Raw genomic sequence first — 13,091 nt, 5'->3', positions numbered from 1 at the left:
ATGCTCAACTACCAAGATTTTATCCACCCCGAAGACGAAGCAGCCCGCCGGAATATGGAAGCAGTGCCCGGGTTTTCGGCAGCTGTAAAGGCATTCCTTAAAACTGGATTAGAACAATACATGTATGGTGTGAACATGGCTTCGAAGATACGGCTGTCAGAAAAACAGCTACCGGAGTTGTATCAGAAGTTGCCACCCATTTGTCGAAAAATGGGTGTTGAAGAGCCTGAGTTTTACTTGGAAATGAATCCGGCACCAAATGCTTACACTTTTGGCGATACACGGATCTTTTTAACCATTACGTCGGGTTTGGTAGAATATCTGGATGATGATGAGTTAGAAGCCGTCATAGCTCATGAGTGTGGGCATATCGTTTGCCGACATGTATTGTATCACACCATGGCCAATATGCTGAAAGCTGGAGCTGATATGTTTGGTTTGTTAGGAATGTTCACTACTCCTGTGCAATTGGCTCTTTACTATTGGAGTCGCAAGAGTGAACTCTCGGCAGACAGAGCCGCCGCTATTGTTTCGGGTAGCCCAAAACCTGTTGTGGAAACCATGATACGATTATCCGGTGGTCCTAAAAGCATTACGGAAAAAGTAGATATTGAAGAGTATGCAGCACAAGCCGAAGCATATGATGCATTGCAGGAAAAAACATGGGATAAAGCATTGCAAACTTATGCGGTGGCCTTCCTCGATCATCCTTTTTCATCGGTGAGAACCCGAGAAATTTTGAAATGGTGTGAAACCGAACAGTTCTCAATATTGATGAATAACATCACTTTGCAGGAATCTGGTACAGTATGTTCCACTTGCTATAAACCAATTGAAAAGGACTGGAAGTTTTGCAAGTATTGTGGCATGAAATTAGAAAATATAAATTGATATGGGAGTCTTCAAAAGTGTTAAAACCTATCCGATCTCAGCAGAACTTATTCCAACAATAGTCGCAGATATCTCAGAATCGCTCAAAAATGAGCAATTCGAAGTTCAATCGACATTGCTCGCTTCGGGTGGCGCAGATATATCCATAACCAAAGGAGGCGTTTTTAAAGCTGTTGTCGGTTTGAAAACGGCATTAAAAGTGACGATTACTCCGAATGGGAATTCATCATTTACTGCTGAAGCCGGGGTGGGTATATTTGGGCAGCAGGCTATACCGACAGCAATTACAATGCTGGTGGCCTGGCCGATAATGATCCCTCAAATTTGGGGACTGATACAGCAATCGAAATTGGATGAGCACGTGCTGGAGCTTATTCAACAAAGTGTCGACCGAAATAACTTAAATCTACAGGTTGCAATGTTTTGTCCCCAATGTGGTCATAAATTATTTACAGGAGACAGGTTTTGTGGAGGATGCGGAACTAAAATGTAGAAATAATGGCACACGATGTATTTATAAGTTATTCGAGCAAAAACAAGACAACAGCAGATGCTATTTGCCATGTACTTGAAGAGCATGAAATTAGATGTTGGATTGCTCCGAGAGATATTGTTGGTGGACAGAAATACGGTGATGTAATTGAAGAAGCAATTAAGAACTGTAAAGTCTTTGTAATTATTTTCTCTGAGGAATCTCGCATTTCACCGTGGGTAGAGAGTGAATTAAATCTAGCATTTACTGATAGGCGTACTATCGTTCCCTTTAAGATAGATTCTTCTGTTCTGGAGGGTGAAATGCGGTTAATTTTGAATAATAAACACTGGATTGAAGCTTACCCAAATCCTGAACTTAAATTTAAAGATTTGGTAGAAGCTGTTTCCCGTTCGATTGGGAAGCCAACATTAAATGAGACAGAACAACACAGTCTTAAAGTACTGAAATCACTTCAGAACGACAGTGAACAGTTTGAAATTGAAAATGATAAACTACACCAAAATTTGTTTCATAATAAAGAAAAAAAGCAATTAGAGCATAATAGCATTAATTATAGTGAGGAACAAAAAAACGACATTAAAATTGAAACAAAGAAAAACAAAGATTATCAATGGGCCATTATTGCTTCAGTTGTATTTTTGGGAATAGTTTGCTTTTATAGCTTAATTAAAAATAATGACAATTCAACTAAAAATATCTCAAGTATGAAGGACTCAATGACGACTGATTCCTCCGCAGTAATTAATGTAAATAAATATGATACGGGCACTTTTACTGATTATAGAGATGGACATATTTACAAATGGGTAAGAATTGGAGAGCAAGTATGGATGGCAGAGAATCTTGCATTTAAAACACATAGTGGATGTTGGGCTTATGACAACAATGAAAATAATGCAAAACAATATGGCTATTTGTATAATTGGCAAACTGCCATGAAGGTTGTTCCTAAAGGATGGCATATACCAACGGATAAAGAATGGAAAATATTGGAAATAAATTTGAATAAGAATAATGATTTTCTAGAAAATAAAGCTGGTTTTTCTGGTTTATTAGCAGGTTGTCTAAATAATTACTCAAACATTCAATTCGAAGATTTAGAACGAGGAGGTTTGTTTTATACAGCAACAACAGATCGTGATACAAGGGGGGTATATTATGTTTCTATGATCCCTGATCGTGATTCCTTATTTCACAATACGTGCGGCAAAGAAATGGGTTTTTCAATTCGATGTGTTAAAAATAGCCAATGAGGATTGATTATTTCGCTTTTTGTTTAGTTGTGATTTTTAAGCGTGTACACCTAAATTAATGGTTGTAACGCGGAGGAGTTGTTGAATAAAATTCTTTGTTATTGTTCTATGATTCTTTTGTGAATGTTTAGTATTGATTTTATTTCTAAGGACGTTTCTATAATTCAGCTACTTGTTATTAATTTATTTTTGGGCGGCTTGTTTTTTACCCAGCTATGTATATTTTTGAGGATGCAGAGTTTTTGAAAGATATAAAAGATAAATATTATGAAGTCTATTTTGCAATTTACAAATAAACTGATTAGCAATGAGGAGTTTTTTTCATTTGTCTTAATAATCTCAATTATAGTCTTGTTGATTATTATTTACCATCGTTTTTTTAAGAGAAAACAAGATAGTTTTTTGAGGTACATACGACATTTCTTGCTACCCTTTACATGTATATCCGGTTTTGCAGTTTATTTCATCGGTTATCAGTTCGGAAGTGAAGCTGATTGCTCAGGGTGGCGGCTACTCTCCAATTTCCTTGAATCTATATTTTCTACTACTCGTTTATTTATTCTGGGTAATGATTTTGTGGAACTGGAAGCCCCGTTCAAACACGGAGCCATTTTTCATGGTATGTTTGCTCTGACCGCGGCCTTGGCAGCGTTTATTTTTATTGCTTTTGTAGTGCAGATATTCTTTAAGGATTTTCTAACACGACATAAAATACTCCGAAGACACTTTGATGAAAATCATTTGTTTTTTGGCATTAATCATGCTACGTTGTCCCTTGCCTCCGACTTGCTGAAAAGTAATGACAAGCGGTTAGTTGTATTTGTAGATGATGTGAATGAATCTGAAAATCACAAACTTTATAACGAATTGCCAAGTGGAGCCTATGTGATTAAACGCGCTTCTTTTTTTGAAAGTATAAGTCTTGAAAAAGATGAAGGAATTTTTCAATTATTTCAAAAGCAGAGAAATCATAAGCTTTCTGAAGGGGTTAAAGGTGGATTATTCTATCATTTGAATACACTCTTAAGAAAACTGGAAAATACATCCACTCACTTGTATTTTCTGACTGATGAAGAAGACTGGAATATTGAACATGCAAACTTAGCTCTGAATGAAATAAACGCATTGCTGGATAAGAAAAAAATTGTGAACGTCAAATCAATAAGGATACATACAGGAACGCATAGTGAGATTTCAGCAAAACACTTTGTCAAATACATCAAATTGAATTCAAATTTGGTTACTGTATCAATTCACAATTATGCTTCTATTGTTACCCGACAATTAATTGCCGAACATCATCCGGTCGATTCTGTTGAAATTGATAATATGCAAGCAATTTCAAAATCAGATTTTAATGTGTTAGTTATTGGCTTTGGACAGATCGGAAATCATATTTTACGTAAATTAATTGAACAGGGACAATTTGTTGGGTCTGATTTTCATGCTACAATTATTGATAAGTATATGGGTGTATTACAAGGACGATTTGAATATCTTTATCCGGGTATACCATCAAACTATAATCTCTCATTTGTTGAAGCAGAAGCAGGACACACCAAGTTTTATAAAGAAATTAAAAACATAATTTCTTATACCAATTATATCGTGATTTCTCTTGGTAATGATAATTTGAATATCCAGACTGCTTTAGAAATATTGGAAATCTGTCATATGATGAATGAAGGAAAGCAAAAAATCTTTGTCCATTTAGAAGATGAAAAGCATTGGAAGGATACATTAAAGGAGTATGAGGGTTTGATATATATATTTGGAGAAGTGCATAAGGTCTATTCTGAGAAGAACATTCTGCAACCAGATAAGGAAGCGCAAGGGGAAAGAGTACACGAAGTATATCGGAAATTATACGGAGACAACAGACTCTTTAGTGAAATTTCGAGGCATGAACAACTGTCAAATATTTCTGTTGCTGAGCATTTGTATGCAAAAGTTAAACTATTAGGCTATAAAAATGCGGATGATTTTTCCTCTCACTTTTCAAATAGTGGAGAATATATTAACTCTCTAACAAATGTTCAGAGACTTAATTTATCCAAAGGCGAACATTTACGCTGGAACGCATTTTATTTTGTGCATGGCTGGACTACTATTCCGCTTGAAGAGATTGAGGGAGAGACTATTGAGGAAAAATACAACAACCGGAAGAATACAGCATTAAAGAGACATTCATGTCTGACCTCCTGGGAAAACTTGGAAAAACTAAAAGGCGTAATTGGAGAAGATATGCAAAAAGCAGACATCGACTCTGTGCTAAATTTATTTAACTTCATTAACTATAATCCTCAAGATAATGCGTCAAAGATTTATAATTGAGATGTTATCAAAAGAAGAATGTACAGAAATACTTGAAATAATAGCCCATAATGTTCACAACCAATGGATGGCCGGGCGTCTTGCTGATGGCTGGAAGTACGGTTCCGAACGTAATGATGAAAAGAAAGAACACCCGTCCCTTATCCCATACGAGGAACTCTCGGAAGATGAAAAAGAGTATGACAGGCAAACTACAAGGTCAGTTCTGAAGAGTTTAGACGAGATTGGATATAAGATTGTAAAAAAGCAATAGTTACGAAAGGGTTTTCTTCTGATTCTTATCTAAGAGTGTGTGTGCTCTTTGTCTTTAGTCGCGAATCCCTTAAAATTATAAACAGAATGTGCCAATGACCGATCAGGAAATAGTACAAGGCTTAATAGACAGAAACAACACGATTACACAGTATTTCTTTTTTGAGAAATGCCAACCCTTGTTTCGCAGTATTATGCGTCTTGTGTTCTCTTATAAAGTAGATTATAATGAGTTTGTAAATGAGCTATATCAGGAACTATTGGATGACGATGCATACAAATTGCGGCAGTTCGATTATCGCAGTACATTTTTACAGTGGCTCAAAGTGGTTGCCATCCGTTATTTCATACGAAAGAGAAATGATGTGATAGAAGATGTCAGTAAAGAAATTTTGTATAATGAAAGAACTGACGAACCGGATGAATCTGAAAATAAAATTATGGCGCGAATGGACGTAGAACGTTTGCTGGGTTTGATAGACAATAAAAGGTATGTTTACGTTTTGCAGAAACTGATGATTGAAGGTGTTCCGCCTGAGTCATTGGCGAAAAATATGGACATAACCCCTGCAAATTTGTATAATATTAAGAAACGTGCGATATTAGCTCTGACCCATATCGTATTAAATGATATAAAAAGCTATGTCAAAAGATAATAAAACGAAGATTTCGGACGAATTGTTGGCCGCCTATCTGGAAGGTAATACCACACCGGAGGAAACTGCTCGAGTGCTTTGCGCCTTGGAAGATGATGAACAGCTACGTGAAATCCTGATAACTGCGGAACGTCTGGATAGCATTTTTGCAATCGATGAAATGGAATATACTTTACTTCCGATGGAGCAGTTGGCTGCGACAACAGAAGATAATTTGTGCGATTTTCAATGCGAAGAATATATTCTGCAAAGATTATCAATTGAATATGATGTTCAACGTCTGTCGGATAAAGCAAAAGAAAACAGATGGCTCAAAGATAAAGGCACACCATTACATAGTGTAGGCCGCTTACTTGAACAAAAAGGGTTGTTTGTTACCCGCAAGTACAAAGCCTCGACAGAGGATTTAATGAAAGCTTTCGATCAAGGATATTATGTGATTGTGGTGGTAAACGTGAATAAATTGGCGTGTGAAAATAAAATTGAACAGACAAATTCATCCTTTTCATATCACGCAATGGTGTTGCTTGATTTTGATGCAAACAAAGACTATGTGTCTGTCTTCGACCCGGCTGACAATTCTGCTGTAGTGAGATATTCTAAGGCGCAATTTCTGTATTCGTGGGAAGATTCTCTTTGTTATATGGTTTGTGCAGCTAAAAAATCAGGTACTATTGTATATGATCCTCAACCGATTGATTTGGAAGATGTTGAACTGACTGAAAATATGATAGAGCTCCGGGAGGCTATTGCTGAAAATGCACATGATGTTTGGGCAGCAGCCAGAATAAATGAAGGTTGGACTGTAGGCCTTGTGCGGGATGACGATAAAAAACAACATCCAGATCTTATCCCTTATGCAGATCTGCCTGATTCAGAGAAACAATATGATCGGGATATGGCCATGAACACTATTAAGTTAGTGAGAAAACTGGGATATGATTTTGTGAAACATTCAAATAAAGAATTGCAGAGATTGTTAATTAATAAACTCCGTGCTCAGGAAGAAATTTATCATTGTAAGAAGTGTGGAGCATCAGTTTTTAAATGGCAACTGTATTGTGATCAATGTGGTAACAAGTTGGAAAATAACGATTTTTGTAATTAGATGATTTGAAAGAACATTTATATAGCTTGTTAAGATTCTCAGGAAGGCTACAGAAAGTAATTTCTGTAGCCTTTTTTTGATGAAATATTGAGGAAAAATTATTCTCCTAATGATAGATTTTGAAATTTTAATGACTCTTTGTATGAAAACATACAACTAAACATTATGAAAAATCTATCGAAATTCTGGAAGGTCGTGCTGATACTTCTGTCAACGACGACAACAATTCTTCTTATTTATTTGTGTTGGTTCATCTATGACAAGCATTATGGAGTATTTAGTTCCCCTGATGCATTTAATAGTAAACTTGATTTGGTCTTGTATAAAGACGGTAAATACGCACTTCAGGATAACTCTACTAATAAAATTATAACATCCAAATTTGATTGGATTGCCACTCCTGGGAAGCAAGATACATTGATTGTATTTTGTAAGAATAGCAAACGTGGGTTCATAGATGCTTATTCAGGGCAAATGGCTATTAATGCAAAATATGAAAGAGCTTGGAACTTTTCTGAAGGTTTGGCTGCTGTCGTGATGAATGGGCAATTGGGTTTTGTCAATGAAGAGGGGCAATTATTTATACCTTGCAAGTTTCACTACACAGACGAAAAAGCAAAACTGGCCGATTATGTATTTACAGAAGGTAGCTGTACAGTAATGGACTCGAAAGGTAAATTTGGTCTGATAAATAAAAAAGGAGTGTGGATTTTATCACCCAAATATGATTTTATAAATAAGCCGATATTAGGCTATCGTATAGTAAAGATGAATAATCTCTACGGATTACTTAATAGTAAGTTGCAATTAGTACTTCCTGTAACCTACAATCATATTGAAATTGAAAAAAGCGGGATAAAACTGGCAAAGGATGGTGGTCAACAACTAATTGCATTTGATATGAAAACTGTATTGAAGCCGTTCGTATATGATTCAATTGCAAGTTTACAATATGGTTCTGGTCGAAATGATTCTACTGGTACAGAAATCATGATAAATACTAACTGCTTTGCTTATAACATTTTCACCAAATGGGGGTTAATGAAACGAGATGGTACTGTGGTAACAAAAGCTATCTATGACGAAATAGATGGGTTGGGTCAAAATCTATTTAGTTGTACGATAGAGGGATATAAACAGATGATAAATGCAAATGGGAAATGAATAAAGTTGTAAGTATTTGAAACTATCATGTTATAATTGACATTCAGAAAGATGATGTGTTATAACAATGGAGTTTATTAGTTCTTCAAAATTAAAATCATTTACATATGAAAAAAATTGTTTTCATCCTAATGCTTGTGTTATTCGCATTATCAGGGTTTGCACAGAGTGTGAATTTCAAGGAAGGTAAAAACGCATTTAATAACAATGATTTGGAGACAGCACTGAAGTTCTTCTCTAATGATATTCAGGATAATCCATCTCGTTCTGTAACCTACTTTTACAGAGCATGGATATATTATAAAAAATCGTTATATGCCAAGGCTTTGGAAGATATTAATGTCGGCATGAAACATATTACCAGAAAACAGAAGTTATTAAAGGGTGGATTGTATGAGCTTAAAGCCAAGGTTAATAAAGAACTGGAAGAGCCTGGTTTAGCAATTGAAAATTATACAGCCGCCATCAAATGCGATCCTAAAGATGATGATTTTTATGCGGGGAGGGCACAGGTTTGTTATGAAGCATGTCAGTATGAAAAGTCGGAATCCGACTATCTGAGTATTCTAAAATTTGACGAAAATAATGCCCGTGCAATGGCAGGATTAGGAAGAAATTATCTGGCTCAAAAAAGATATGAAGAAGCCGGAAAATTGTTGGAGAGGCTCAAAAAATTACATCCTAAATACGGCACGGCTTATTATTTCAGCTCAAAAGCATTGTATAAGCAAAAAAAATATGATGAAGCAATAGACGATATGTTTCAGGCATATATAATATGTGATTTGGATGAAGAATATTTTGAGAAGTTTCTTACGTATTCAGAAAAGAATTGCGGGCTGGCTATGGCTAAAATTAATGATAAAATAAAAAATGAGCCGGATAACTATTATTGGAGAGGAAGAGCCGGAACGCTTTTAATGAATAATGGAGAATATCGACGTGCGCTTAAATATTTTACTCAGGCAATTGATCTCAAGAAAGAACCGGATGCTTATTTGTTGACACAGAGAGGACTGTGTTATAATAATCTCGGGTTATTGTCATTGGCATCTGAGAATTTTAAAGAGTCTTTGAAAAATGATTCTACCTACACTTTTGATTATATTATGTTGGCAGAAATTGAACGACAGAAAGATAATTATGAAGGTGCGAATAGTAGTTTTTGTAAAGCTTTGGAGATAACTCCGGATCCATCGTGGTATTTTTATTTTTGTCGGGCAAATTTGATGTACAAAACAAATAATTACCAATTGGCATTAAATGATTATAATAAGGCAATTGAAAAAGACACAACACAATCTTATGCTTATCTGTATCGTGGACGATTGTATAAGTACAAACTAAATGACAAAGAAAAAGCAATAGCTGATTTTGAATTGGTTCTTAAGCGTGACACACTTCCATCAATATCTGGTAATGCAAGGACGTTTGCGTTATTTGAATTAGGTAGAATAGATGAGGCTGTCAATTATATGCGCAAAGTGCTGGATCAAAGCACCACAAGTAGTAATTTGTATGATGCTGCCTGTCTATATTCGTTAATGAATAAACCTGATGAGGCAATAAAGTCTTTATCAATGGCGTTTGAATCAGGATATGCGAATTTTGCTCATATTTATGATGATGAAGATTTGAAGAATATTAGAACACAGCCATTGTTTAACCAATTGTTGTCGGTTTGGAAGACAAAAATTGATAACGAATTCCAGTCGCTAACTTCTGTTAAGACCAAAGATGGTATAACAGAGAATGCAGTCAAAAAAAATACGGTTGTGCCATTACACAGTAAAGGAAGTGGAACATTTGAACTTGCCTGTAAAATTAATAATCTGCCTTTGAATTTTATCTTTGATACAGGAGCAAGCGATATCTCAATTTCTCAGACTGAGGTTCAGTTTATGTTGAAAAATAATTTTCTTAAGAGTTCTGATATTCTTGGATCTCAGCAATACATGGATGCCAATGGCAATGTTGAGGTGGGCACAAAAATTGTGTTGCGAAAAGTCGAGATCGGTGATGCCGTTTTGTATAATGTTGCAGCATCTGTTATCAATAATAATAAAGCTCCGCTCTTGTTTGGACAAAGTGCGTTAAGTAAATACGGAACGATAGTTATTGATAATGATAAAAAAACATTATCAATTTTATATTAGGTCAAAGCATTTGACACTAGAAGACAATCATTTATTTGATAAAATCAAAATGTAGCAATGAAACCAGATAATTCACATATTATGAGTATCGAAAATAATCTTATTCGTGACAAGTTTGGTAATAAAATAGAAGTCACGGAGCTAAATGATAATTGTTTTAAGAAGGTTACGCAAACGAATAATCATTCTGATTTCGAATTCATGGGGGAAACTTATTCCTGTAATCTTTTACTGTCAGCTGAAACAGTTAAAGTGTACTGGGATGAATACCATTCAATCCGAGAGCTTGTCAAAGATAAATATGGACGATTATTCCATTATAGATATGATGAAGAAATGCGTTTTGATGGTGGACCGGATAGAGAAGACTTTTTATGGACATTAGTTGAAAGCGAATCTCAATCAGATAGATTGTCTGAAGAATCAGGTATGTCTCTTTTAGTTGAACCTTTTATTGCTGGGGATGAAACTGGCTGGATGTCGGCACATGAATATGTAGATAAGGCTTATGTGAAGAACCTAAGAGCAAAATCAGGTTTTTTACAAAGGTTGAAAGATCTGTTTTCTGCTTTCTAAGCAATTGCAATTAAATTACTCATATATTCAAAATACTTAAAGCTATGTTTTATAAAAGAAAAATTGTGTTTGTATTGTTTGTAACAATACTTTTGGCTTCGTGTAAAAGCCATAGAGAGTCGACTATTGACCAAAAATTACAACATCAATTGGATTCTGCATTGCAAGTTTCAATGAAGAATGTGGATATTGATTCAGCAAAGATAATTGTCATGTCTGTCAAAGATGCCCAAATAAAAGCTATGATAGGAGTGCAAAAGAAAGATGCCAAAGGAACACTGTCTTCTTTCTTACCAGAACAATTCAATACTAAGGTTGAACCAGGCTCATTGTTTATTCCATTTTCTATAATGGCCGCAATCGAAAATGGGAATATATCGGCTAAAGATTCTGTAGATACAGGAAACGGCATGTATAACGTCGAGGGAAGTGTGATCTCTGATATGAGTGCATTTGCAGGAGGCTATCATAATGTTGAAGTAAGCGATTGCATCTATTTGCCATCGAATGTGGGTACTGTAAGAACGATAGAAAAAAGCTATGGATTAAACAATAAATTTTTGTCAGACTTAGTAGGGATGAAGCTAATTAATGCTTCGGATATTGGTAAATGTTCAGGGAAGTCTTCTGTGGCTTATATTTCAATTGGTTACAATTTAAGACTAAGTCCTATACAGCTAATAGCCAGATACAATGCTATTTTAAATGGCGGTCAGGTTTTAGATCCAGTTATATCTCACGAAAGGAATAGAATTGTTGCATCAAAAATCTGTTCGGATAAGACTAGTAATGTAGTGCGAGAAGTACTAAATAAAAAGGGCGATTTAATATTGGAAAAATGTGGAATCAAACAGCGTCATCTAATAGGCGGTACGTTTGGAAGGACTAATTGCTCTGATAAGCAAGGTAAACCCTATGAAATTCGTTCTATGTGTGTTTATTACCCAGTTATAAACCCTCAATATATCTGTCTGGTAATCAGATGTGGTAAGCATGATTTTGATATGGGATTATATAGATCAGTCCTTAATGTTTTATTGTGATCAATCGAAAAAGAGATAAGGTAATAGATATTATAAATATATCATATTTGCAACATGTGTTTTATAATATGCTGATATATTGATATTCTAACATTTGAAGAAGTGAAATAAGCACTAAATTAGCTCCGCTGATTTTCAATTCCCCTGAAGGGGACTTAAATAAAAACACCCCAACCTGAAAGTAATCAGGTTGGGGTGTTTTGGTTTTATGCATGATAGAGATAAATTCTGTGCAATTAATTGAATTTGTTAACATAAAAGAGGCTATTTCAAAGGGAATTTGTAGATTTGTACAACTTTTATTCTACAAAATAATAGATTCAAATGAAACAAGGCCAATCACTATGGACGCGTGAAGAATTAATTCTGGCAATTAATCTTTACTGTAAAATGCCTTTCGGTAAGATGCACAAAACGAATGCAGCTATAATCGAATTGGCTGAGCTGATTGGACGTACACCTTCATCGGTTGCTTTGAAGCTTGGCAACTTTGCGAGTTTCGACCCTACTCTAAAAGCTCGTGGAATAAAGGGCGCATCCAATGCCAGTAAGTTGGACAAGGCTATTTGGGATGAGTTCTATAATAACTGGGACGAAGCCTTGTTGCAAAGCGAAGTAATGCTTGCCCAAAAGCAACATTCCACCATCGAAAAGATTAATGACATTGATTTAGAGCAGTTTCCAAAAGATGGTAAAGAGAAAGAACGACTGATTAAAAACAGAGTCAATCAATCGCTTTTCCGAAAGATAGTGTTGGCTACTTACAACAACAAATGTTGTATTACGGGTTTAGAACAGCCAGAGCTACTTATAGCCAGTCATATTGTGCCTTGGAGTAGGAACGAATCCATCCGACTAAGTCCTATGAATGGACTTTGCCTGAATGCTCTTCATGACAAAGCTTTTGATTCGGGATTAATTGCTATTCGCCCCGATGATTATACGATTGTTCTTTCCGATAAACTAAAACAAAAGAAACTGATAAGCCCCGTTCTGGAAAGTAACTTTATAGCTTACGAAAAACAGACGATTATTCTGCCTGATAAGTTCTTTCCTGAGCCGGAGTATTTGGATTATCATTATCAGCATATATTTCAGAAATAGCATATTTGATAGTTAGCTATATTCTTATTATACTACATGTATAAACTCACGTTCTCAG

The 13,091-nt window shown here is 35.4% G+C and carries 12 protein-coding genes; all 12 read left to right on the top strand.

Annotated features, from left to right (window positions below; translation table 11 throughout):
* The 12 genes from F8N35_RS06565 to F8N35_RS06510 all read left to right on the top strand — a co-directional run bounded on the left by F8N35_RS06565 (position 1) and on the right by F8N35_RS06510 (position 13,033).
* Positions 1 to 891, top strand: coding sequence for a M48 family metallopeptidase (locus F8N35_RS06565; RefSeq protein WP_293050619.1), 891 nt, complete (start codon positions 1 to 3; stop codon positions 889 to 891).
* A gap of 1 nt (position 892) precedes the next feature.
* Positions 893 to 1,384, top strand: coding sequence for a zinc ribbon domain-containing protein (locus tag F8N35_RS06560; protein WP_293050618.1), 492 nt, complete (start codon positions 893 to 895; stop codon positions 1,382 to 1,384).
* Between the two features lie 5 nt (positions 1,385 to 1,389).
* Positions 1,390 to 2,640 carry an FISUMP domain-containing protein gene (locus F8N35_RS06555; protein WP_293050617.1) on the top strand — a complete coding sequence of 417 codons (1,251 nt, stop codon included), beginning with the start codon at positions 1,390 to 1,392 and terminating at the stop codon, positions 2,638 to 2,640.
* A 267-nt stretch (positions 2,641 to 2,907) separates the two neighbouring features.
* On the top strand, positions 2,908 to 4,974 hold the full coding sequence (locus F8N35_RS06550) for a hypothetical protein (RefSeq protein WP_293050616.1): 2,067 nt from the start codon (positions 2,908 to 2,910) through the stop codon (positions 4,972 to 4,974).
* Positions 4,952 to 5,227, top strand: coding sequence for a RyR domain-containing protein (locus tag F8N35_RS06545; protein WP_293050615.1), 276 nt, complete (start codon positions 4,952 to 4,954; stop codon positions 5,225 to 5,227). Before F8N35_RS06550 ends, F8N35_RS06545 begins: the two co-directional genes overlap by 23 nt.
* Positions 5,228 to 5,321: 94 nt before the next feature.
* Entirely contained in the window at positions 5,322 to 5,882 is a 561-nt protein-coding gene (locus F8N35_RS06540; RefSeq protein WP_293050614.1) for a sigma-70 family RNA polymerase sigma factor, read from the top strand.
* Positions 5,869 to 6,990: a RyR domain-containing protein gene (locus tag F8N35_RS06535; protein WP_293050613.1), complete on the top strand. Its 1,122-nt coding sequence runs from the start codon at positions 5,869 to 5,871 to the stop codon at positions 6,988 to 6,990. Before F8N35_RS06540 ends, F8N35_RS06535 begins: the two co-directional genes overlap by 14 nt.
* 165 nt (positions 6,991 to 7,155) lie before the next feature.
* Positions 7,156 to 8,154, top strand: a complete 999-nt coding sequence (locus F8N35_RS06530) for a WG repeat-containing protein (protein WP_293050612.1) — start codon at positions 7,156 to 7,158, stop codon at positions 8,152 to 8,154.
* Positions 8,155 to 8,261: 107 nt separating this feature from the next.
* Complete coding sequence (locus F8N35_RS06525; RefSeq protein WP_293050611.1) at positions 8,262 to 10,310, top strand: tetratricopeptide repeat protein; 2,049 nt, start codon at positions 8,262 to 8,264, stop codon at positions 10,308 to 10,310.
* 57 nt (positions 10,311 to 10,367) lie between these two features.
* Complete coding sequence (locus tag F8N35_RS06520) at positions 10,368 to 10,886, top strand: hypothetical protein (protein ID WP_293050610.1); 519 nt, start codon at positions 10,368 to 10,370, stop codon at positions 10,884 to 10,886.
* A 44-nt stretch (positions 10,887 to 10,930) separates the two neighbouring features.
* Positions 10,931 to 11,929 carry a penicillin-binding transpeptidase domain-containing protein gene (locus F8N35_RS06515; protein ID WP_293050609.1) on the top strand — a complete coding sequence of 333 codons (999 nt, stop codon included), beginning with the start codon at positions 10,931 to 10,933 and terminating at the stop codon, positions 11,927 to 11,929.
* A gap of 324 nt (positions 11,930 to 12,253) precedes the next feature.
* Positions 12,254 to 13,033, top strand: coding sequence for an HNH endonuclease (locus F8N35_RS06510; protein ID WP_293050608.1), 780 nt, complete (start codon positions 12,254 to 12,256; stop codon positions 13,031 to 13,033).
* The last annotated feature ends 58 nt before the right edge of the window (positions 13,034 to 13,091 follow it).

The sequence above is a fragment of the Paludibacter sp. genome (assembly GCF_009712605.1).
Lineage (GTDB): Bacteria > Bacteroidota > Bacteroidia > Bacteroidales > Paludibacteraceae > Microbacter.
This window is presented reverse-complemented; position numbering and strand designations above follow the sequence as displayed.